At 73.5% G+C, this 21540-nt stretch carries 16 protein-coding genes; 8 read left to right on the top strand and 8 right to left on the bottom strand.

Features of this window, described 5'->3' with window-relative positions; all coding sequences use genetic code 11:
* Window position 1: 1 nt before the first annotated feature.
* Window positions 2-1159 (bottom strand): acetylornithine deacetylase, encoded by a 1158-nt coding sequence (argE, locus tag EP26_RS05155; protein ID WP_052388818.1) that lies wholly within the window; start codon window positions 1157-1159, stop codon window positions 2-4.
* Window positions 1160-1224: 65 nt separating this feature from the next.
* Between argE and EP26_RS05160 the strand changes: the two genes are divergently transcribed.
* Entirely contained in the window at window positions 1225-2781 is a 1557-nt protein-coding gene (locus tag EP26_RS05160; protein ID WP_043336602.1) for a M81 family metallopeptidase, read from the top strand.
* Here EP26_RS05160 and EP26_RS05165 read toward each other — a convergent pair.
* Window positions 2745-3554 (bottom strand): MBL fold metallo-hydrolase, encoded by an 810-nt coding sequence (locus EP26_RS05165; protein WP_043336605.1) that lies wholly within the window; start codon window positions 3552-3554, stop codon window positions 2745-2747. The two genes, EP26_RS05160 and EP26_RS05165, sit on opposite strands and share 37 nt — an antisense overlap.
* A 4-nt stretch (window positions 3555-3558) precedes the next feature.
* The gene (locus tag EP26_RS05170) at window positions 3559-4287 is read right to left on the bottom strand and encodes a DsbA family protein (RefSeq protein WP_043336607.1); all 729 of its coding nucleotides are present in this window, start codon (window positions 4285-4287) and stop codon (window positions 3559-3561) included.
* Between the two features lie 163 nt (window positions 4288-4450).
* On the opposite strand from EP26_RS05170, the gene EP26_RS05175 reads away from it, so the two are divergent.
* From EP26_RS05175 to EP26_RS05185, 3 genes are all read left to right on the top strand, one after another.
* Window positions 4451-5908 (top strand): gamma-glutamyltransferase, encoded by a 1458-nt coding sequence (locus EP26_RS05175; protein WP_043336609.1) that lies wholly within the window; start codon window positions 4451-4453, stop codon window positions 5906-5908.
* A gap of 4 nt (window positions 5909-5912) precedes the next feature.
* A complete protein-coding gene (locus EP26_RS05180; protein WP_043336610.1) occupies window positions 5913-7094 on the top strand; it encodes a pyridoxal phosphate-dependent aminotransferase in 1182 nt (393 codons plus the stop codon).
* A gap of 155 nt (window positions 7095-7249) precedes the next feature.
* Window positions 7250-7939 carry a DUF4189 domain-containing protein gene (locus tag EP26_RS05185; protein ID WP_043336612.1) on the top strand — a complete coding sequence of 230 codons (690 nt, stop codon included), beginning with the start codon at window positions 7250-7252 and terminating at the stop codon, window positions 7937-7939.
* A 4-nt stretch (window positions 7940-7943) separates the two neighbouring features.
* On the opposite strand, the gene EP26_RS05190 is transcribed toward EP26_RS05185, so the two are convergent.
* Complete coding sequence (locus EP26_RS05190) at window positions 7944-8294, bottom strand: antibiotic biosynthesis monooxygenase family protein (protein WP_043336886.1); 351 nt, start codon at window positions 8292-8294, stop codon at window positions 7944-7946.
* A gap of 97 nt (window positions 8295-8391) precedes the next feature.
* On the opposite strand from EP26_RS05190, the gene EP26_RS05195 reads away from it, so the two are divergent.
* Both EP26_RS05195 and EP26_RS05200 read left to right on the top strand, forming a co-directional pair.
* On the top strand, window positions 8392-9093 hold the full coding sequence (locus EP26_RS05195) for an ArsR/SmtB family transcription factor (RefSeq protein ID WP_043336613.1): 702 nt from the start codon (window positions 8392-8394) through the stop codon (window positions 9091-9093).
* On the top strand, window positions 9090-10295 hold the full coding sequence (locus tag EP26_RS05200) for an MFS transporter (RefSeq protein ID WP_043336615.1): 1206 nt from the start codon (window positions 9090-9092) through the stop codon (window positions 10293-10295). Before EP26_RS05195 ends, EP26_RS05200 begins: the two co-directional genes overlap by 4 nt.
* Window positions 10296-10361: 66 nt before the next feature.
* Here EP26_RS05200 and EP26_RS05205 read toward each other — a convergent pair whose 3' ends face one another.
* A complete protein-coding gene (locus EP26_RS05205; RefSeq protein WP_043336617.1) occupies window positions 10362-13313 on the bottom strand; it encodes an Rne/Rng family ribonuclease in 2952 nt (983 codons plus the stop codon).
* Window positions 13314-14177: 864 nt separating this feature from the next.
* Here EP26_RS05205 and EP26_RS05210 point away from each other — a divergent pair.
* Together EP26_RS05210 and EP26_RS05215 are read left to right on the top strand one after the other, a co-directional pair.
* The gene (locus EP26_RS05210; RefSeq protein ID WP_043336618.1) at window positions 14178-15326 is read left to right on the top strand and encodes an N-acetylmuramoyl-L-alanine amidase family protein; all 1149 of its coding nucleotides are present in this window, start codon (window positions 14178-14180) and stop codon (window positions 15324-15326) included.
* Between the two features lie 59 nt (window positions 15327-15385).
* On the top strand, window positions 15386-17962 hold the full coding sequence (locus EP26_RS05215) for a penicillin-binding protein 1A (protein ID WP_245624297.1): 2577 nt from the start codon (window positions 15386-15388) through the stop codon (window positions 17960-17962).
* A 107-nt stretch (window positions 17963-18069) separates the two neighbouring features.
* Here the strand turns inward: EP26_RS05215 and EP26_RS05220 are convergent, their stop codons facing one another.
* From EP26_RS05220 to EP26_RS31670, 3 genes are all read right to left on the bottom strand, one after another.
* The gene (locus EP26_RS05220; RefSeq protein ID WP_043336621.1) at window positions 18070-18441 is read right to left on the bottom strand and encodes a hypothetical protein; all 372 of its coding nucleotides are present in this window, start codon (window positions 18439-18441) and stop codon (window positions 18070-18072) included.
* A 219-nt stretch (window positions 18442-18660) separates the two neighbouring features.
* Window positions 18661-19872 (bottom strand): DUF1501 domain-containing protein, encoded by a 1212-nt coding sequence (locus EP26_RS31665; RefSeq protein ID WP_052388820.1) that lies wholly within the window; start codon window positions 19870-19872, stop codon window positions 18661-18663.
* A gap of 12 nt (window positions 19873-19884) precedes the next feature.
* Window positions 19885-21447: a DUF1800 domain-containing protein gene (locus EP26_RS31670; RefSeq protein ID WP_052388821.1), complete on the bottom strand. Its 1563-nt coding sequence runs from the start codon at window positions 21445-21447 to the stop codon at window positions 19885-19887.
* Window positions 21448-21540: the final 93 nt, after the last annotated feature.

A 21540-nucleotide genomic window follows, 5' to 3' on the forward strand; every position in this document is an offset into this window, starting at 1 on the left:
CTCACTCCACCAGCGTGCCCGCGAGGCGGCCGAGGAAACCGAGGCAGGATTCGATCTCGCTCTCCGCCACCCATTCCTCCGGCTGATGCGCCTGGGCGATATGCCCGGGCCCACACACGATGGTGGGGATGCCGGCGCGTTGGTAAACCCCTGCCTCCGTCCCGTAGCTGACGCGGCCGGCGCTGTTGCGCCCGGTCAGCCGCTGCACCAGCAGGGTGAGCGGCGCAGCCTCGGCCATGTCGAGCGGCGGCAGCACGGAGCGCGGCGCGATGCGCAACTCGGCACCGGGATGCACCGCGCGCAGCGGCGGCATCGCCTCGGTCTCCATGAAGGCGCGGAATTCGGCTAGCACTGCCTCGGCCTCGTCGCCCGGCACCGTCCGCACCTCGAAGGTCAGCTCGGCACGATCGGGCACGATGTTGAGGATGCTGCCGGCGCGGAAGGTGCCGACATGCACCGTGGTGAAGGGCGGCTCGAACCCCTCCGCGCGCCGTCCGAGCCTCGCGAACAGCCGCGCGCGGCGGGCAAGAAAGGCTGCGCCCTCGGCCGCCGCATGCAGCGCATTCGCCGTCTCGGTGGCGCGCGAGGAATGGCCGGAAAGGCCCGTCACCGCGACATCCCAGCTCGCATAGCCCTTGTGTCCGATCACCGGCGCCATCCCCGTCGGCTCGCCGACGATGCAGCAGCCGGGCAGCGGATCGGGCTCCAATTCCGTCACGAGGCGCCAGGCACCGGCGGCATTGGTCTCCTCGTCATGCGTCAGCCAGAGATGCACCGGCCGCTGCAACTCCATCGCGGCGAATTCCGGCATCATGGCGATGGCGCAGGCGGCGAAGCCCTTCATGTCGCTGGTGCCGCGGCCGATCAGCCGGCCGGCCTCGCGCCGCAACCGGAAGGGGTCGGCCTTCCAGTCCTGCCCATCCACCGGCACGCAATCGACATGCGCCGAGAGCGCCACGCCGCCGGCCACGCGCGGCCCGACCATGGCATGGAGATTGGCCTTGCGGCCTTCCGCATCCAGCGTGACGCGGCTGGCGATGCCATGCGCCGCCAGCCACGCCTCCACATCGCGTATCAGATCGAGATTGCTGTTGCGGCTGGTGGTATCGAACCCCACCAGCCGGTCGAGCAGCCCCAAGGCCTCGCCGAGCTGCGTCATTCTCTTGTCTCCCACCGTGCATCCTATACGGGGGAGCGGTGCCGGCAAATCCGGGAAGGTTGGACATGGATCAGGGCAATGCGCCGCGCATCGCGGTGCTCGGGCTGCATCTCGAGGCGAACGCCTTCGCCCCGCCGACCACGCTCGAGGATTTCGCCCGGCAATGCCTGGCGCACGGCGAGGAGATCACGCGCCTCGCCCGCGCCGAGACAAGCCATCTGCCGGCCGAGATTGGCGGCTTCTACCGGCGGATGGATGCGGCCGGGCCCTGGCAGCCGGTTCCCATCCTCATCGCCGCCGCCCCACCCGGCGGGCCCATCGAGCAGGCGGTGCTGCTCGATTTCCTCGACGAGATCGGCCGCGGCCTCGCCGCCGCCCTCCCGCTCGACGGCGCCTATATCGCCAGCCACGGCGCCTCCTCCGCCACCGGCGACGAGGACAGCGACGGCACCCTCGCCGCCCTGGTGCGCCGCATTCTCGGCCCCGCCGTGCCAGTGGTGTGCAGTCATGACCTTCACTGCAATGTGAGCGAGCGCCTGGTCGATGCCGTCGATGCCCTGGTCGTCTACCGCACCAACCCGCATGTCGACATGGTCGAGCGCGCCGCCGACTGCGCCGACCTGCTGCGCGAGATGCTGGGCGGGACGCGGATGGCGAGGGCCTTCCGTCGCCTGCCGCTGACCCCACCCTCCGTCACCCTGCTGACCGCTGCCGGCCCCTATGCCGAGGCCATCCAGGCGGCCGAGGCGCTGATGCGGGCGGACCGTCGTATCGCCAATGCCTCGGTCGCCGCCGGCTTCGTCTTCTCCGACCTGCCGAAATGCGGAATGACGGTGACCGTCACCACCCGCGACGGCGATGCCGCAACCGCCGAGGCCGCGGCACAATCCCTCGCCGACCGGGTCTGGGCCGACCATCCCCGCTACCGCCGTGACCTGACCCCGCTCGACGAAGCGGTGCGGATGGCGGTCGCGGCGGGCGAAGGCCGGGCGCCGCCCGTCCTGCTCGCCGATGTCGCCGACAATCCGGGCGGCGGCGGGCGCGGCAGCACCACCTTCATCCTGCGCGCCCTGCACGAGGCCGGTGCGGCGGGCGCCGCCGCCGGCGTGCTGGTCGACCCTGCCCTGGCTGCCGAAGCGCATGCGCTCGGCGAGGGCGCGGAATTCGAGGCCGTTTTCAACCGAGTGGAGAGCGAGTTCAGCCGCCGCTTCGCCGCCCCCGCTCGGGTCCTGGCATTGCGCGACGGGCAGGGGCTCGGCCGGCGCGGCATCCTGGCCGGGCGGCAATTCGATCTCGGCCCCTCGGCACTGCTGGAGCTCAGCGGCTCCGGCCTGCGGGTCGTCGTCGGCTCGCTCCGCCGCCAGCTCGCCGAGCCACGCATGCTGGAGATGCATGGCATCGACATCGCCACCCTGCGCTGCCTCGTGGTGAAGAGCCGCGGCCATTTCCGCGCCGGCTTCGACGAGCATTTCCCCGACGAGCGGATCATCGAGGTCGATGTCCCTGGCCTCACCAGCCCGGTGCTGGCGAATTTCGCCTGGCGGCGCCTGCCCCGGCCGGTCTTCCCGATCGATGCCGGGGTACGCTACGGCTCGACCATCCCGCCGACCCAGTCGCAGTAGCGCTCCGCCGAACGGGCCAGCGCCGCCTTCGCGCCCGTCACGATCTCCCGCTCATGGAAGGCGCCGTAGATGGCGTCGAAGCCGAGGCGGTCGCAATAATGCGCCATCCGCCGCACCTCGGCCGGCGGCAGCGGGATCAGGCAGGGGTAGCTTCGCATGAAGCCCAGATGCCGCCGGTCCGGCAGCACTTGCAGGATGTCGCCCGAGAGCAGCGCCCCCTCCCCGGCCGACCAATGGGCGACCGCGCCGCCGGCGAAATGCCCGCCGAGCCGGTGCAGCGTCAGGCCCGGCAGCACCGGCTGCGCATCCCCCTCCCAGAAGCGGAGGCAGGGGTCGGGCCGCATCACGTGCTGCCGGTCATCGGCATGCAGCCAGACCGGCACCCCGAAGGTCCGGCCCCATTCCACCATGGTCGAGTAGTAGTGCGGATGGCTGATGGCGACCCCCGTCAGGCCGCCGAGCCCCTGGCTGATCGCCTCCGTCGCCTCGTCGAGCAGGGCGACGCAATCCCAGAGCAGGTTTCCCCCTGGCGTCTGCACCAGCAGCGCCCGCTGACCGATGCCGAAGGCTGGCACCGTCTGCACCGCGAGCAGATTCGGCGCCAACTGCCGCCAGGCATTGCTGTGGCCGCCGCGGATCGCCTCCAGCGTCGTCCAGGACTGGCCGCGCGCCGGGACGAACTGCCGCTCATCCTCGCAGATCGGGCAATGCGCAGGCGGCGCCGCACTCTCGGCGAACTGGACGGCGCAGGCCTGGCAGATGAAATGCGGCATCGCCTCAGCCTCCCCGTCGCGCCTCCGCCACCATCCGCTCCAGCGTGGCGAGGTCGACCGCGCCCGGCACCAGCGCCTCGCCGATGACCAGCGCCGGCGTGCCCTCGATCCGCAGCGCCTGGGCGAGGCGGATATTGCCGTTCAGCCGCGCCTGGATGCCGGCATCGTCCATGTCCCGCCGCAGCCGCGCCCAGTCGAGCCCGGCCCGCTCCGCCTCGCGCCGCAGCACGGTTTCGGAGGGCTCCTCGCGCAGCTTCATCAGGGCATCGTGCAGCTCGGCATACCTGCCCTGGCGCTGCGCGGCGATCAGCGCACGGCTGGCCAGCACGCTGCTCGGGCCGAGGATCGGCAGGTCCTTCAGCACCAGCCGCACGTCGCGCTGGCGGCGCAGCAGCTGCTCCATCGCCGGCTGCATCTGCTTGCAGTAGCCGCAGCGGACATCGAAGAACTCGACGATGGTGACAGCGCCCTGCGGGTTGCCTTTCACCGGGTCCGCCGGGTCGCGGAACAGCGCCTCGCCCTGGCTGGCGATGGCCTGGCGCACCGCGCCTGCGCGCTCGCTCTGCTCCGCCTGGTCCGCCGCCGCCATGGCGTCGCGGAGGATGGTCGGGTCCCGCACCAGCGCCTCGCGCAGGATGGTGACGATCTCCCGCCGCTGCTCGGGCGTGAAGCCCTGCGCCACGGCGGTGCCCACCAGGCCGAGGGCCATCAGGACAACGAGGATACGTTTCAAACCGACGGCCTCCCGAGGATCGGAGCCAGTCTAGCCCGGCATTCCGGAATCAACACCGGTTGCCGCTGATGACGAAGGCGTTTATGGCCGCGCCTGGATCAGCGCGGCGCGCGGGGGCCGGGTTCGGCCCCGCGCCGCCTCGGCAGGGGGACCAGACGGCAGCATGACCACCAGCGCCAGCGGCTTCAGGCGGGCCAGGTTCCTCCTGCTGGCCGCCGCCCTCGCCCTCCCCGGCTGCGGCACGGTGAACAATCTCCTCTCCCCTATCATGGGCGGCGGCCCGCCGGCCGGTGCGCCCGGCTTCGTCCGCGGCTTCCTTGGCGGCGTGGCGACGGAGGATCCTGCAGCGGCGCTCATCGCCCGCAACGTGCTGGCCTCCGGTGGCACGGCGACGGATGCGGCCGTCGCGGCCGGCTTCGCCCTCGCCGTCACCCTGCCCTCCCGCGCCGGGCTCGGCGGCGGCGGCGCCTGTCTGTCCTTCGACCCCGCCAAGGGCGCCACCGAGGCGGTACTCTTCCTCCCCGGCAGCCGCGCCGGGGTGCCGGCCGGGGCCGACCGGCCGGCGGCGGTGCCGCTGCTCGCCCGCGGCCTCTTCGGCCTCCACACCCGCAACCCGGGCCGGCCCTTCGAGGAGCTGATGGCCCCGGCCGAGCAGCTCGCCCGCTTCGGCACGGAGGTCAGCCGCGGCCTCGCCAACGACCTCGCCGCCGTCTCCGGCCCGCTCTTCGCCGATCCTGGCGCGCGGGCGGTCTTCGCCCGGCCGGACGGACAGCCGAAGGGCGCAGGCGAGACGATGGTCCAGCCGGAACTCGCCGGCACGCTCGGCCAGCTCCGCACCGCTGGCGTCGGCGACCTGCATCAGGGGAGCCTCGCCCGACGGCTGGAGGTCGCCTCCCGCACCGCTGGCGGCAACCTGACGCTGGACGAGCTGCGCACCGGCCTGCCCAACCTCGTCAACCCGATCGAGCTGCCGGCCCGCAACGGCGACCGCCTCGCCTTCCTGCCGCCCCCGGCCGATGGCGGGCTGGCCGCCGCCGCCACCTTCGTCGCGCTCCAGGGCGGGGCGAACCTCAACGATGCCGCCCGCCGTGGCCTCGCCGCCGCCTCCGCCTGGCGCCAAGGAGGCGGCGATGCGCGCGCCATCCTCGCCGCCACCAGCCTGCCGGCCGCCGAGCCGGGGCCGGTCGGTGCCTCCACCGGCCTCGTCGTCTTCGACCGCAGCGGCAACGCGGTGAGCTGCGCCTTCACCGTGAACAACCTATTCGGTACCGGGCGGATGGTGCCTGGCTTCGGCTTCCTGATGGCGCCGGCGCCGAATATCGGCCAAGTGCGGCCACCGCTGCTCTCGGCGGCGCTGGCCTACAACCCGAACATCAAGAGCTTCCGGCTCGCCGCCGCGGCCTCTGGGCAGGAGGCGGCGCCGGCTGGCGTGGCCGGGCCCGTGGCGCTTCAGCTGCTGCGCTCCGCCGCGCCCAGGGACGCCATCGAGGGCGGCTCGCCGGAGCCCGCGCGGACCCAGCTCGCCGTCTGCCCGAACTACCTGCCGGGCTACCCGGACCGCTGCTCCATCGTCACCGACCCACGCGGCGCCGGCGTCGCGCTGGGCGCCATCGACCGGTAGCGCCATGCCCCTCAAGGTCGGCCGCGGGGCCGCGGCACCGCCCTTCCTGGTGATGGATGTCATCGCCGCCGCCAATGCGCGGGCGGCGGTGCTGCCGCAGGGCGCCTTCGCGGACGGGCTCGGCATCCTCCGGATGGAGGTCGGCCAGCCCGGCACCGGCGCCCCACGCGGCGCGGCCGAGGCGGTGGTGGCGGCGCTCGAGGCCGGGGCACCCATGGGCTACACGGAAGCCTTCGGCCTCCGCTCGCTCCGTGAGCGCATCTCGGCGCATTACACCGAGCGATATGGCGCCGCGGTGCCGGCGGAGCGCATCGCGGTGACGGTCGGCGCCTCGGGCGCCTTCCCGCTGGCCTTCCTCGCCGCCTTCGACCCGGGCGATGCGGTGGCGATGGCGGCGCCCTACTACCCGCCCTATGTCAACATCCTGACCGCCCTCGGCATGCGGCCGCAGATCCTGCCCTGCGATGCCTCCACCCGCTGGCAGCCGACGCTCGCCATGCTGGAGGCGCTCGACCCCCGGCCCGCCGGGCTGATCCTCGCCAGCCCCTGCAACCCGGCCGGGACCATGCTGCCGGCCGAGGAGTTCATCGCCATCGGCCGCTGGTGCGAGGCGGAGGGGGTGCGGCTGATCTCGGACGAGATCTACCACGGCCTGACCTACGGCACCATCGAGGAGCGGACGGCCGCCGCCCATTCCTCCAGCGCCGTGGTGGTCAACAGCTTCTCCAAGTACTTCTCGATGACCGGCTGGCGCATCGGCTGGCTGGTCCTGCCGGAGGACCTGGTCCGTCCGGTCGAATGCCTGGCGCAGAACCTCTTCATCAATGCGCCCCACGTCGCCCAGGTCGCCGCCGAGGCCGCCTTCGCCTGCCGGCCGGAGCTGGAGGCCAACCTCGCCCGCTATGCCCGCAACCGTGCTGCACTGCTGGCCGGCCTGCCCGCGGTGGGGCTCGACCAGCTCTCGCCGGCGGACGGCGCCTTCTATCTCTGGGCGGATATCGGCCACCTGACCAATGACAGCCCGGAATTCTGCCGCCGCCTGCTCGCCGAGGCCGGCATCGCGGCGACGCCCGGCGTCGATTTCGACGCGGATCGGGGCGGGCGCTTCCTCCGACTTTCCTACTGCGGACCGGAGGCGGCGATGGCGGCCGCCCCGGCGCGGATTGCCCGCTTCCTAAGGCCGTAACACTTCCCTGTGGTTCCGTGACTGAATATTATCCAATAAGTTGATAAAACCCTAACCCTGTGATCCTTCCGGCATGAGGTGCGTCCCGCAGCCGAAACCGGTGCATCATGGGGAATTCGCATGCCAGGCCTGTTCCGCAGCCTCGTCATCTGGGAATGGTGCTCGGCATCCTGTTCGCCCCCGCCCTGGCCGGGGCACAGACGACCATAGCGACGCCTGCCTGCGTCCGGAGCTGCGGAGCCGCCACCCCCACTATCCGCGCCAATCCGGCACCGCTACAGGCCTGCCTGATCCGCTGCGTCGCCGGCCAGGCCTTCCAGCGCAGCGGCGGGCAGACCGCCTTCGCCGGCCGCAGCGTGCCGGCCAATGACCCGAATTACGCCGCGTTGCGCGGCCCGACCGGGCAACGACTCGCCTCGATCGGCAGCGGCCCCTACACGCCGCAGGTGCGTGGCCTCGCCGCCGTGCCGGTGCCGCCGGCCCATGGCGCGGGTGGGCGGAGCGGCGCCGTCTATCTAGCCCCGGCCCCCAGCGGCAGCTTCGGCCTCACCTATGGCATGGCCGACCGCATCGCCGCCCATGGCCAGGCGGAGCGGCGCTGCCAGGCGCAAGGCACCGCCTGCCGCCTCGCCCTGGAATTCGCCGACCGCTGCGGCGCTGTGGCGCAGGCGCGGCGGAGCAACGGGCTGGTGCGCACCGCCGACCCGAGCACCTACACCATCACCTTCGCCGCCGGCGGCTCCGGCCCGACCCGCGAGGCGGCGGAGAGCCACGCGATGACCAGCTGTGGCAACCGCGACCGCAGCGCCGCCTGCGAAATCGTCGCCAGCGGCTGCGGCGGCTGACCCTCTACCAGCCGTGCAGGGCGAGGCTGTCGGCCGGTGCCTGCTCGCGCCGCTCCGCCATCCCATAGTCGCGCAGCACGGCGGCGACACGCAGCCGGTAGCCGGCGAAGATGCCCGCCCGCCCCGCCGCCTGGCTGCCGCGATGGGTCTCGTGGTTGCGCCAGCAGGCGACTGCCGCGTCATCCTCCCAGAAGGAGAGGCTCAGCAGCTTCGCCGGGTTGGTCAGGCTGCGGAAGCGCTCGACCGAGATGAAGCCCGGCACTTTCTCCAGCTCGGGCTTCAGCCGGGCGGCATGGTCCAGATACTCGTCGAAGCGGCCCTCGGCCGGTTCGACCTCGAAGATGACGGCAATCATGCGGATCCTCCCGGCGCCGACCCTGCCATGCCGCGCGCCGCCTGTCCTTCGCTCCACGGCGAAGCGCCGAGTTACGATCCGCGCTAGGCTCCGCCGCATGACCAGCCCCGCAGCCTTCGCCGCCACCGCCGTCCTCCTCGCCGACCCGGCGCGGGCCGCCATGCTGACGGCGCTGCTCTCGGGCGAAGCGCTGACCGCCAGCGAGTTGGCGCGCGTTGCCGGCATCGGCGCACCGGCCGCCAGCGCGCACCTCGCCCGCCTCGCCGAGGGGGGGTTGATCGCCGTCCATCCACAGGGGCGGCACCGCTACCATCGCCTCGCCTCGGAGGAGGTGGCGGCGATGCTGGAGACGCTCGGCGGCCTCACCGAAGCCGTCGCCCCTACGCGGCGCTGGCCGCATGGCGAGGCCTTCCGCACCGCCCAGCTCTGCTACGACCACCTGGCCGGGCGCCTCGGCGTTGCCCTGCATGCGAGCCTGACCGGCCAGGGCTGGATCGCCCCCACCGGCGGCGGTTGGGTGGCGACGGAGGCGGGCGAGGCTGGCCTTGCCGCCATGGGCGTCGACCTCGAGGCGGCACGCACCGCGCGGCGCTTCGCCTGCGACTGCATGGACTGGTCGGAGCGCCGTGCCCATCTGGCCGGCGGCCTTGGGCGGGAGATTGCCGCCTGCTGCCTGCGCCGCCACTGGCTCACCCGCATCCCGGCGGAGCGGGAGGGCGACCCGCTCGCCCGCCGCCGCCTGTGCCTGACGCCGGAAGGGGCGAGGCGGCTCGGCGAGGCGCTCGGCATCGCCGCATGAGCCCCGCCACGCGCCTGCTGGTGGCGCTGACGCTGATGACCAGCGCCAGCCAGTTCCACCGCGCCGCGCTCGGGGTCATCGGCCCGGAGCTGGCGCATGACCTCGGCGCCGGGCCGGGGCTGCTCGGCGCGGCGAACGGCGCCTTCTTCCTGGCGTTGCTGGTGCTGCAGATTCCCGTTGGCCTCGCCCTCGACCGCCTCGGCCCGCGCCTGACCGTCGCGGCGCTCAGCCTGCCGGCGGCGGCGGGGGCGCTGGCGCAGGGGCTGGCGCCGGATGCGGCCTTATTCCTCGCCGGGCGCTTCCTGCTCGGCCTCGGCTGCGCCGCCTCCTTCATGGCGAGCGTGGTGCTCTGCGCCCGCTGGCATGCCGGCGAGGGGCTGACGACGGCCCTCGCACGCGTCTTCGCCTTCAGCCAGATCGGCATCCTGCTGGCCGGTGCCCCCTTCGCCTGGGCGGCTTCGCTGCTGGGCTGGCGCGGGGCCTATGCGCTCTCGGCCGCGCTCACCCTCGGCCTTGCCGCGCTGTGGTGGGGTTGGGTCCGTGACGACCCGCCGGACCGTCCGGCCCCGGCGCGGCCCCACGAGACGCTGGCCGGAGCGCTCCGCGGCCAGCTCACCGTCTGGACCACGCCGGGGCTGCTGCCGGTGCTGGCGATGCACCTTGTCGGCTATGCGGCGATGGCGACGGTGCTGGCGGTCTGGGCCGGGCCCTACCTGTCCGAGGTGCATGGCCTGGCCCCCGGCCCGCGCGGCGCGGTGCTTGGGGCGATGGGGCTGGCGTTGGTGCTCGGCCTGCTCGGCGTCGGGCCGCTGGAACGCCGGCTGAACACCCGGAAATGGCTAGTGGCGGTGATGGCGGGCGGTGCGGTGCTGGTGCTGCTGGCGCTCGCCCTCTGGCCGCGGGCACCGTTGCCGGTGGCGGCGGGGCTGCTCGTGCTGCTCTGCCTGCTGAGCTGCTATCCCGTGGTGGTGGTGGCGCAGGGGCGGTCGCTCTTCCCCGACCATCTGGTCGGGCGCGGAGCGACGACGGTGAACCTGGCACAGACGCTGGGCAGCGCCGCGCTGCCGGCGATGACCGGCTGGGCCGTGGCGGCCGCGCCGGCCGGCACGGCCTGGCCCGTGGCTTTCGCTACCCTGGCGGGCGCGCTGGCCCTGGGCCTCGCCGGCTACCTGACCGGCGCCGATTCACCGCCCCGGCGCTGAACTCTTAGGCCCTTCGGCCTTCGGCGAGAGGAGACCGAGGAGGGCTTTGCCCTCCTCGATCCTGGCTTACCGCCGCCACCACCCACGCCGCTTCGGGGCCGCCTCATCCAGCGCATCGACGCTGACCGGCTGGATGACGGGCCCTTGCACCACTTCGGACTCCGGCACCGGAGCGGGCTCGGCTGCGACGGGTTCCGGCGCCGGCTCGGGAACAGGCTCCGGGTCTGCGGCGACCGGAGCGTCGGCGACAGGGGCTTCCACGACAGGCGCCTCCACGACCGGCACTTCCATGACCGGCGCGGCTTCCGCCTCGGGCTCCGGCGGTGGAGGCGCAACCTCGACGGCTGGCTCGCTCGCGATGGGTGCCTCGGGTATCGGCTCCGGCGCCGGCGGCGGGGCGGCACGGGCCGAGCGACGGGCCGCGGCGGCGGCTTCGGCCGCAGCCTCGGCGGCCTCCATAGCGGCCATGATGTCGTCGACATGGCCGGCGAAGGGGTCGGCCGGGGTCGGGCCGGTGTAGCGCGGCTTCGGGGCCGGCTCGGTCTCCTGCGGGGCGGCCTCCTCGCCCTCGCGCGGGGCGCCGGCCCGTGGGCCACGACGGCCGCGGCGGCGGCGGCGGGGGCCATCGCGGCCGGCCTCGCCCTCGCCCTCGGCGTCAGGCTGGCCTGCCATCTCGGCAGGCTCCTCCGTGACGGCGACAGCCTCGGCGACGGCGATGGCCTCGGGGAGAGGCTCGGCGGCGGCAGGCGCCTCGGCCTGCTCCTCCTCGCCCTCTTCCTCGGTGTCGCCCTCGGCCTGGCCGTTTGCCTGGGCGCCCTCGCCCCGCTGGCCATTGCCGCGACGCCGACGGCGGCGGCGGCGGCGCTCGCCCTGGCGCTCGGCCTCGGCGCGCTCGGCCTCGCTGGCCTCGGCCGGCGTGGCGGCTTCGACGGCTTCCTCGGCCTCAGCCTCGGCTTCCTCCTCGGGCTCCGGCTCGGGTTCCGGGGCGTAGTCCATGCGGAGCGCGCTGGGCGCCTCGGGGATGCGGCCCGGCTCGGCGGCGCGCAGGCGCTCCAGCCGGAAGGCGGGCGGCATCAGCGTGTCGTCTGGCTCGAAGACGACAGACATGCCGAAGCGCGCCTCGATTGCCTGCAACCGCTCGCGCTTCCGGTTCAGCAGGTAGAAGGCGACCTGGGCGGCGACATGGACGCAGATCTCGGCGGAGCGGCGGCGTGCCGCCTCCTCCTCGATGCCGCGCAGCACCTGCAGGGCGCTGCTCTCGAGGCTGCGGACCTGGCCGCGGCCCTGGCAATGCGGGCAGGTGACGAAGGTGGTCTCGGTCAGCGAGGGCCGGAGCCGCTGGCGCGACATCTCCAGCAGGCCGAAATGGCTGATGCGCCCGACCTGGATGCGGGCGCGGTCGTGCTTCAGCGCCTCCTTGATCCGGCGCTCCACCATGGCGTCGTGCTTGGCCGACTCCATGTCGATGAAGTCGATGACGATGAGGCCGGCGAGGTCGCGCAGGCGGAGCTGCCGGGCGATCTCGTCCGCGGCTTCCAGGTTGGTGCGGAGCGCCGTGTCCTCGATGTGGCGCTCGCGGGTGGAGCGGCCGGAGTTCACGTCGATGGCGACCAGCGCCTCGGTCTGGTTGATGACCAGGTAGCCGCCGGAGCGGAGCTGGACCATCGGCGAGTGCATCGCGTCGAGCTGCGCCTCGACCTGATGGCGGGCGAAGAGGCCGCCGTCGCGGAACAGCTGAATCTTGCGCGCATGCTGCGGCATCAGCATGCGCATGAACTCGCGCGCCTCCTGGAAGGCGTCCTCGCCATCGACCAGGATTTCCTCCACGTCGCGGGCATAGACGTCGCGGATGGAGCGCTTGATGAGGTCCGCTTCCTCGTAGATCAGCGCCGGCGCCGTGGACGCCATGGTGCGGTCGCGGATGTTGTCCCAGAGGCGCAGCAGGTATTCGCAGTCGCGGCGGATCTCGGGCTTCGGCCGCTGCGCGCCGGCGGTGCGGACGATGAGGCTCATGCCCTGCGGCAGGCCGAGCTCGTCGATCACCTCGCGGAGCCGCTTGCGGTCGGTGACGGAGGTGATCTTGCGGGAGACGCCGCCGCCGCGGGGCGAGTTCGGCATCAGCACGGAGAAGCGGCCGGCCAGCGAGATATAGGTGGTGAGCGCCGCGCCCTTCGTGCCGCGCTCCTCCTTCACCACCTGCACCAGCATGATCTGCCGGCGGCGGATGACTTCCTGGATCTTGTAGTGGCGGAGGAAGCGGGGCGGGATGCGCCGCTCGCGGGAAACCTCCTCCGGGCCTTCGCCGCCGATGGTCTCGGGGGCGGGGCCGTCCTCGTCGTCCTCGCCGTCCTGCTCGGCCCGGTCCTCGACGGCGGTGGCCTGGTGGTCATGGCCGTTGGGGAGGGCGCCGTTGGCGGCCGGAAGCTCGGGCTGGTCGCCCTCGCCCGGGGCAGGCGCGGCCTCGAAGCGGGCTTCGGCGGCGATCTCGATGGGGCCGCCGGAAGCGGGCTCGGCGGCGGGCTCCGCCGCGGCGGGTGCCTCCGCTTCGGGGAAGGGCGGCTCCGCCGCGAGCTCGGCGGCGGGCTCCGCCTCGGTCGTGGACGCCTCGGCCTCGGGGGCGACGGCCTCGGCCGGCGGGGCTTCGGGGGCCGCTTCGGGCTCGGCGGCGGCGGCTTCCAGGGCATCGGCGAGGGCGGCTTCGCGCTCCTCCGATTCCTCCTCCTCGCGCGCCTCGGCGGCCTGCATCTCGAGCAGGCGCTGCCGGTCGGCGACGGGGATCTGGTAGTAGTCGGGGTGGATCTCGCTGAAGGCGAGGAAGCCGTGGCGGTTGCCGCCATATTCCACAAAGGCGGCCTGGAGGCTGGGCTCCACCCGGACCACCTTGGCCAGGTAGATATTGCCCTTGAGGGGCAGGCGGCTCGCGGCCTCGAGGTCGAATTCCTCGAGCCGGTTGCCGTCCAGCACCACCACGCGGGTCTCTTCCGCGTGGGATGCGTCGATCAGCATGCGCTTTGTCATCGAAGCGGTGGCTCCACGCCGCGCGGCACAGGGGTGCGGCACGGCGGATCAGGGTGGCGTGACCCGAAAGCGAGGGATGGCGCGACGCGGCCCGCTGTCGCGGAACGGGGGGCCGCATGCTGGCGGCCCTCCTCTCCGGTCCACCGGGCTTCGATCCTGGTGACCTGCATCCTCCCGCTGATCGCCGCCCTATGCGGCCAATCGCGGGGGCAGGGCACGCGCGTCATGCGCCCATCCATCCTCCTCCGGCGGGGGCCGGGGCCCGGGCTGCCGCCGCGCCGGGAGCGGCGCAAGGCATCGGCCCAGGGCGGCACCCCAGGGTTCGCGCCCCCGGTGCCAGACCCGCAGGGCGGGGCTGGAGCGACGTCGGCCACGCTTGCACCAGGGACGCCCCGAAGGGTTGGGATGGGGCGTCAAGGGTCCGCACGCGACACGTCCCGCATGGCGACGAAGGCGGCGTCCCGGGCAGCCCACCGACGCCATGCCCCGGGGCGAACCCAGGGGCCTGTCAGGGGACCGTGGCGGGTGACGGTCCGGCGAAGCGCGGGGGCGGCTGCCGCCCCCCATGCCGGACTGCCGCGAACCGCACCGCAGACCCTGCGGACCGCTCTGGTCCATGGCCTGTCGGCGCGGAAGCGCCGTAATCCTCCGCCGGCAGCGGGCGCCGCCGGGGCAAGGCACCATAAGGGAGGGGTTTCGCTTCCACAAGGCTGACGCGCCAGTCATCTAAACCACAGGCAGGCGCCATCGCCCGGAATTTGGTCATAACGACGCCATACAAGCAGGCAATGCCCGGCGATGCGGCTTCACCCGGTATCGGCCAGGGGCTAGATTGCCGCCGCAACGCTGGGGGGCGTGGCATAGATGACCGAAGGGGATGGCCGGTTTCGGCTAGGGCGGCGCGGGCTGATCGCCGGCGCCGCGGGACTGATTCTACCTGGAATTGCCGGGGCGGCGACGCCGCAGGCGCGGCTCAGCGCGGTGCGTGGCGAGACGCGGCTGACCTTGCCCATCGGGCCGGGCATCGCCTGGCGCGTCTCGGCCACGCTGCGCCCGGCGCGGCTGGTGATCGAACTGCCGAACCAGCGCTGGCGCGGCCCGGACCGGCTGGCCGGCGCCGGCCTCGTCACCGAGGCGCGGCGCGAGGGCAGCGGCGGTACGCAGACGCTCATCCTGGCGCTGGCCGGGCCGGTCGCGGCGCCGCAGGTGGCGGCCGCGCCGGGCCAGCTCATCATCCGGCTGCGGCCTGGGCCGGCGGAGGAATTCGCCCGGCTCGCCCATGGAAGGCCGCTCGCCACCGCAGCCCTGCCGCCGCGCGGGCCCCTGCCGCTGGTGATGCTCGATGCCGGGCATGGCGGGCGCGACCCGGGGACGATCGGCAGGCAGGGCACCCATGAGAAGCGCATCACCCTCGCCGCGGCGTTGGAACTCAAGCGCCAGTTGGAGGCCGCCGGGCGCTGCCGGGTGGCGCTGACCCGCGGGCGCGACGTCTTCATCCCGCTCGGCAGCCGGGTGGAGATGGCGCGGCGGCGGGAGGCGGCGCTCTTCCTCTCGCTGCATGCCGACAGCGCGCCGGGGGCACGCGGGGCGAGCGTCTACACCCTTTCCGAGACGGCGACGGACAGCCTGGCGGCCGGCCTCGCCCGGCGGGAGAACCAGGCGGACCGCAATGGCGGCCTCAGCCTGCCGAGCGTCTCGCCCGAGGTGCAGCGCATCCTGCTCAGCCTGATCCGGCAGGAGACCCGCTCCGGCTCGGAGCGGATGGCGCGGCTGGTGGTGGACTCGCTGGAGGGCGAGGTGGCGCTGCTGCCGAACACGCACCGGCGGGCGGGCTTCGTCGTGCTGAAAGCGCCCGACGTGCCGGCGGCGCTGGTGGAGATGGGCTTCCTCTCCAACCCGCAGGACGAGGCGGCGCTGAACCGCGCCGCCCACCGGGCCAAGGTCGCTTCGGCCCTGGCGGAGGCGATTCACGGCTTCCTCGGCGCGCCCGGCGCGGTGGTGGCGGCCGGCTGAGGCAGCCCGCACTTCTGCGTGGTGCCGGCGGGCCACGCGCCTATATCTCGGCTGGTTGCGTGGCCGCCCGCCCCGCGACGCTGTATGGGACCGCCATGTCGCCGCCTGATTACCGCCCCGAGCCCACCCTCGACATCGCGCCGCCGCCCCCGCCGCCGCGCGACCCGCCGCCCCAGGAGAAAAAGCGGCGGCGGCGGACGCCCTTCCGCGGCGTCTTCGGCGGGCTGCTGATGCTGCTGGCCGTCGGCCTGGCGGGCGGGGCGGTGGTCGGCTATGGGCTCTATCGCCAGGTGGCGGCCGACCTGCCCGACTACCGCTGGCTGGCCGATTACCAGCCGCCGCAGATGTCGCGCATCTATGCCGCCGATAGCCGGCTGCTGGCGGAGCTGGCCACCGAGCGGCGCGTCTTCGTACCCATCGAGGCGATCCCGAAGCCCTTGCAGGCGGCCTTCGTCAGCGCGGAGGACCAGCGTTTCTGGGAGCATCATGGCGTCGACCCGATCGGCATCCTGCGGTCGGTCGTCACGGCCGTCGAGAATTACGGCAGCGGGCGGCGGCTCGGCGGCGCCTCGACCATTACCCAGCAGGTGGCGAAGAACATGCTGGTCGGCGCCGACCGCACGCTGACGCGCAAGCTGCGCGAGGCGATCCTCGCCATCCGCATCGAGGAGACGCTGCCGAAGGACCGCATCCTCGAGCTGTACCTGAACGAGATCTTCCTCGGCTACCAAGCCTATGGCGTGGCGGCGGCGGCGCAGGCCTATTTCAACAAGGGGCTCGACGAGCTGACGCTCGGCGAAAGCGCCTTCCTCGCCGTGCTGCCGAAGGGGCCGAACAACTACAACCCCATGCGCTTCCCCGAGGCGGCGCGCGCCCGGCGCGACTGGGTGCTGGACCGCATGGTGGAGGATCGGGCGATCACCCCGGCCGAGGCGGCGGCGGCCAAGGCCGAGCCCATCGTCCCCCGCCCGGTGCGGCGGCCGGAGGTGCTGCCGGTCGGCCAGTACTTCACCGAGGATGTGCGGCGGGAGCTCTCGACGCGCTTCGGGCCGGAGCAGACGACGGCGGGCGGCCTCGTCGTCCGCACCAGCCTCGACCCGGCCTTGCAGGCGGCGACGGAGGGCGCGCTGCGCACCGGGCTGCTCGGCTATGACCGGCGGCGGGGCGGCTTCCGCGGGCCGGTGGCGAAGATCTCCGCCAGCGCGACCGAATGGCTGCCGGCGCTGGAGGCCGCCCAGCGGCCGGGCGGGGCGATGCCCGAATGGAAGCTCGCCGTGGCGCTCGATGTGAGGGACCGCGAGGCGAGGCTCGGCTGGATCGAGCGGCCGGATCCGCGCGGGCCGGCGCAGCCCCGCACCGGCACCATGCCGATCGAGGAGGCGGCCTGGGCAAGGCGGGCCCTCGGCGAGGGGCGGCTCGGCCCCGTGCCGCGGCGGATGCAGGATGTGCTGGCGCCGGGCGATGTGGTGCTGGTCGAGGTGCAGCCGGGCCAGCCGGTGCAAGGGCGCACGCCGGCGCGGCCGGAGCGGCTGGCGCTGCGGCAGATCCCGCAGGTGGAGGGCGCCATCGTCGCGCTCGACCCCAGCACCGGGCGCGTGCTGGCGATGGCCGGCGGCTGGTCCTTCGAGAAGAGCCAGTTCAACCGCGCGACCCAGGCGCAGCGGCAGCCGGGCTCCTCCTTCAAGCCCTTCGTTTACCTGCCGGCGCTGGAGGCGGGGATTCCGCCGACGCAGCGCTTCCTCGACGCGCCGATCGAGATCAACACGCCGCAGGGAGTCTGGCGGCCGGGGAATTACGGCGATGGCGTCAGCAACAGCTATGTCTCCATCCGCACCGCGCTCGAGAAGTCGCTGAACCTCGTCACCATCCGCGTGGCGCAGGAGGTCGGCATGGACAAGGTGGCGGAGACGGCGGCGCGCTTCGGCGTCATCCCCAACATGCCGCGGTATCTTGCGATGTCGCTCGGCTCGGGTGAGACGACGGTGCTGCGGATGGCGGCCGGCTATGCCGCCTTCGCCAATGGCGGGCGTGAGGTGACGCCGACGCTGATCGACAGCGTGCAGGACCAGCGCGGGCGGGTGATCTGGCGCAGCGACACGCGCGCCTGCGAGGCCTGCGCGGCGACGGGCCCGCAGGCGGGGCCGCCGGAACTGGCCGACAACCGCCGGCAGATCACCGACCCGATCGCGGCCTACCAGATGGTCAACCTGCTGACGGGCGTGGTGCAGCGCGGCACGGGCACGGCGGCGGGCAAGGGCCTGAACCGGCCGATCGCCGGCAAGACCGGCACGACCAATGACTATGTCGACAACTGGTTCGTCGGCTTCACGCCCGACATCGTCGTCGCCGTCTGGATGGGCCTCGACGAGCCGCGCAGCCTCGGCAATGGCGAGACCGGCGGCGGCAATGCGGCGCCGATCTTCCATGATGTGCTGGAGGCGGCGCTGCGAGGCAGCCCGGCCGTGCCCTTCCGCGCGCCGCCGGGCGTGGCGCTGGTGCGGATGCAGGCGGGCAGCGGGCAGAGCATCATGGAGGCCTTCCGGCCGGGCACGGAGAATGCCGCCCGGCCGCCGGAGGAGGACCCGGCGCGGGGGACGGCCGTGGGGTTGGACCGGGGGTTGGGCGGGCTGTACTAGCCCGCCTCGATTTCTCAAACGCGACGCAGGCAAGCGGTTGATCCGCCTGGAGCCTGCGGCGCGTCTTGAGGATTTGAAGGGTTTAGGCGGGTGCCAAGCCCTGGCCTTCAGGCCAGGAGGTAGCCGCCCTGTCCGAAATCGTTCCAGACGCCGTCGATGAGGACGTAGTCCACTTCCGTCCCGAGGCCGGACAGCGTGTCGGGCAGGCCCTGGGTGTAGTAGTAGGGCTCGTACACCCCGCCCGTGATCGGGTCGAAGTAGCTGGACACCCAGGTCGCCCCCTCCTGATGGCCGGTTTCCACGCCATAGTCGAAGACGTTGGTGATGGCGTAGGTCCCGTATTCCGGCCCGTAGGGCGAGGAGAATAGCTGGCCCAGCTCGGCATAGGGCTCGTCGGCGACCGTCACGCCGGTCCACTGGTCTCCGGCCGGCGATGCAAAGGTCCAGTAAAAGGCAGAATCCGGTATTCCATTCGGCATGATGTTCTCCCTGGCCCCTTCTTAGCGAATGGGGCGCGGCGGAGTTGCTGGCCTCGACCGGACCGTTGACCATGCGGAGGACTGGTATTGCTTCGGCAATGCTTGCCGATGCGCTTCGGAAGCGACGGCGGCGCATCGGCCGGATTGTGCCTAGGATGAAATCCCTATATCATTCCGTCATCGCACAGGCAACACCCAAAAGGCCTGTTCGCCCTTGCCTCAGCTCCGGGTGAAGGGCGGCGGCGCCCCCGGCGCCAGGTCGGCGATGACGGTGCGGAAGACCGTGCGGTAGTCGGTGGCGACGCGGAGGTCGACCCCCTCGTCCAGCGCGTCCGGCGCCAGGCCCGGCCAGTCGCCGAAATGGCGGCCGAGGCCGAAGCCCTGGCCGAAGGCGAGGATCACCCCGGCCCGGCCGTGATCCGTGCCGTTGCTGCGGTTGGAGCGCAGGCGCCGGCCGAATTCGCTCGCCACCAGCACCGTCCAGCGGCGCGGCAGGCCGGCCATGTCGGCATCGAAGGCGCCGAGGCCGCGGGCGAGAACGCGCATGCGGTCGGCGAAGCGGTCCGGCTGGGCGTCATGCGTGTCCCAGCCGCCGAGATCGACCGTGGCGGCGACGAGGGCGGGGTTCAGCTTCGCGGTCTGGGCGATGACGGCCAGCGCCCGGCCGAATTCCCGGCCCGGCCCGTAATCCACGCCGGCGGCGGGGGCATAGGAGAGCAGCTTGCCCTCGGAATCGCGCGGCAGCAGCCGGTCGATGCTGCGGAGGCCCGCCAGCGCATCCTGTCCGGCCGCCGCGACGGGGCCGCGGGCGTTGCGGTGGAGCGCTTCCAGCATCGCATCGCCGAAGGCGCCGCCGGGCGGGGCCAGCCCGTCGCCGAGACCGGCAATGGCAAGGCTGTGCCCGCCGCCGCGAAGCTCCGGCGCCAGTCCCCCCTGGGCGGAGATGGCGGCAATGGCCGCGCCAGCGGGTGCGGCGCCGGCGGCCCAGGCGGCGAGCCAGCCGGTGCTGCCGCCATGCTCGGTGCGCAGCCCCTGGCCGAGGCCCATCATCGCCTGGGCCTCGAAATGGCTGCGCGTCGCCTGCGGCACGCCGGCGGCCGGCCAGATCGCCATGCGGCGGTCCTGCCAGATCTCGGCCAGCGGCGCGGCCTCGCGGTGCAGGCGGAAATCCACGGCGGGGGAAGCGTCGAGGCGGAGGCCGGCCTGCGGGCCGGAGGCCAGGCTGCGGAGGCTCTCGGTGCGCAGGTCGACGAACTGGGCGTCATCGGACGGGGAGAGGGCGTGCAGCCCGTCCATGCCGCCGCGCAGGTTGACGAGGACGAGCAGCGGGGCGCCCGGCTGCTCGGCAAAGGCGAGGCTGCGCAGCGCGGGCAGGGCGGCGGCGCCGAGGCCGGCGCGGAGCAGGTGGCGGCGGCCGAGCAGGATGGGCATGGCCTCTCTCCCTCAGGCGGTCTGGAAGGCGGGGGCGTTCAGCACCCAGCCGGCGAGTTCGGCGACCTCGTTCGGCGCCGGGCGGGGGTTGCGGCCGGCGGCTGTCCAGACGCCGGCGACGGTCTCGGCCACCGGCCCGCCGGCGGGGCCGAGCGAGAGCGCGGCGAGGCGGTGGGCGACGGCTTCGGCCGGGGCCTTGGCCAGTTCGGCGTAACGCGGCGAGAGGCCGGTGCCGTTGCTGTTGCGGGCGAGGCCGAGCAGCAGCTGCCAGCGCGCCCGGAGCGCCGTCGCGCCGAGATAGGGGGCGGCGTCGAGCGGCTGGCCGTCGGGCGGCGCCCAGCCGAAGGGGAGCTGGCCGGCAGCGGCGAGCTGGCCGATCAGCGGCAGGGTCGGGGTGAAGGGGATGTCGAGGCCACGCACCGCGGCGGCCATGGCATCGACCGGACGGCGGATGCGGCCGAGGGCGGGGTCCAGGATTTCGGGGCCGGAGAGCAGGGCGCGGACGGTCTGGGCGATCTGGTCGTCGCGGCCGAGGCTGCGCGTCCAGGCGGCCTCGGCCCGGGCGATGGCGGCGGCCGGCGGCGGGTCGCCGAGGAGGAAGCGGGCCAGCTTGGTGCAGAGGAAGCGCGCCGTCGCTGGATGGGAGGCGAGCGCATCCAGCACCGCCCGGCCATGCGCCATGGCGGGGGCGAAGGGGTCGAGATCCTGGCCGAGGAAGTGCTTCTGATAGGGGTCGTGCCACTGGGCGACATAGGCGAACTCGCCGGTGCGCGGCAGGGCGCGGGCGCCGTCGAAGGCCTGGCCGCCGGCGACGCTCCAGCCGGTCAGCGCCCGCGCCGCCTCCCAGACATCGGCATCGACATAGAAGGCGGGGCGGCCGTCGGGCAGGCGCGGCACGTCCCGCGCGGTGCGGGCGCTGCCGCGATAGGCGGCGCGGCCGAGCGAGTGCAGCTCCAGCAATTCGCGGGCGTAATTCTCGTTGGGGGCGCCGGCGCGGGAGCTCTGGTTGTTCAGGTAGAGCAACATGGCGGGGCTGGTCGCCATCACCTCCAGCAGGGCACGGAAGGAGCCGAGGGCGTGGTCGCGGATGCGCCGGTCGTGGTCGGGCAGCGAGGCGGCGACGCGGCCATCGGCCTGGAAGGCGACGTTGAAATGGTCGTGCCAGAATTCGGCGAGGCGCTCGCGGAGCTGGGCCTCGGCGGCGGTCCGGCGGAGCAGGGTGGCGAGGGTCAGCTCCAGGCGCGGGCGCTCCCGCTCGGCCGGCGCGATGCGCAGGCCCGGCCGGAACTCGCCCAGCCGCCAGCGCTCCGCCTGGGACTGGCGCAGGGTCAGGGGCGGGCGGCGCTCATCGAGGGTCTGCTCGCCGGGGCCGGCGGCGTAGCGGATGGGGATGAGCAGTTCGCCGATCCGCGCCTCCACCGCCGGCTCCTCGGCTGGCAGGGAGAGCTGGTGGTCGAGCCAGGCGGCGAGGCCGGTGCGGGCCAGCGCCTCCGCCTCGCCCGGCCGGGCGCCATAGGCGGCGCGCGCCAGGATGCGGTGGGCGGTGGCGAGGTCGATCGGCGCGGCGGCTGTCATGGCCGGTTGGGCCTTCCCTGCGCGGCGCCCGAGGGCATCGGGGGCCGGTTCCGTTCGGCTGGACCCTACACCCAAGGTAGGTCCAGGGTCGAA

It is taken from the genome of Belnapia moabensis DSM 16746, assembly GCF_000745835.1.
Taxonomy (GTDB): domain Bacteria; phylum Pseudomonadota; class Alphaproteobacteria; order Acetobacterales; family Acetobacteraceae; genus Belnapia; species Belnapia moabensis.

What these genes read in the sequence shown, in the direction of transcription:
- argE (WP_052388818.1), bottom strand. Translation starts at nt 1,159, where the DNA reads ATGACGCAGCTCGGCGAGGCCTTGGGGCTGCTCGACCGGCTGGTGGGG.
- EP26_RS05160 (WP_043336602.1), top strand. Translation starts at nt 1,225, where the DNA reads ATGGATCAGGGCAATGCGCCGCGCATCGCGGTGCTCGGGCTGCATCTC.
- EP26_RS05165 (WP_043336605.1), bottom strand. Translation starts at nt 3,554, where the DNA reads ATGCCGCATTTCATCTGCCAGGCCTGCGCCGTCCAGTTCGCCGAGAGT.
- EP26_RS05175 (WP_043336609.1), top strand. Translation starts at nt 4,451, where the DNA reads ATGACCACCAGCGCCAGCGGCTTCAGGCGGGCCAGGTTCCTCCTGCTG.
- EP26_RS05180 (WP_043336610.1), top strand. Translation starts at nt 5,913, where the DNA reads ATGCCCCTCAAGGTCGGCCGCGGGGCCGCGGCACCGCCCTTCCTGGTG.
- EP26_RS05185 (WP_043336612.1), top strand. Translation starts at nt 7,250, where the DNA reads ATGGTGCTCGGCATCCTGTTCGCCCCCGCCCTGGCCGGGGCACAGACG.
- EP26_RS05190 (WP_043336886.1), bottom strand. Translation starts at nt 8,294, where the DNA reads ATGATTGCCGTCATCTTCGAGGTCGAACCGGCCGAGGGCCGCTTCGAC.
- EP26_RS05195 (WP_043336613.1), top strand. Translation starts at nt 8,392, where the DNA reads ATGACCAGCCCCGCAGCCTTCGCCGCCACCGCCGTCCTCCTCGCCGAC.
- EP26_RS05200 (WP_043336615.1), top strand. Translation starts at nt 9,090, where the DNA reads ATGAGCCCCGCCACGCGCCTGCTGGTGGCGCTGACGCTGATGACCAGC.
- EP26_RS05205 (WP_043336617.1), bottom strand. Translation starts at nt 13,313, where the DNA reads ATGACAAAGCGCATGCTGATCGACGCATCCCACGCGGAAGAGACCCGC.
- EP26_RS05210 (WP_043336618.1), top strand. Translation starts at nt 14,178, where the DNA reads ATGACCGAAGGGGATGGCCGGTTTCGGCTAGGGCGGCGCGGGCTGATC.
- EP26_RS05220 (WP_043336621.1), bottom strand. Translation starts at nt 18,441, where the DNA reads ATGCCGAATGGAATACCGGATTCTGCCTTTTACTGGACCTTTGCATCG.
- EP26_RS31665 (WP_052388820.1), bottom strand. Translation starts at nt 19,872, where the DNA reads ATGCCCATCCTGCTCGGCCGCCGCCACCTGCTCCGCGCCGGCCTCGGC.
- EP26_RS31670 (WP_052388821.1), bottom strand. Translation starts at nt 21,447, where the DNA reads ATGACAGCCGCCGCGCCGATCGACCTCGCCACCGCCCACCGCATCCTG.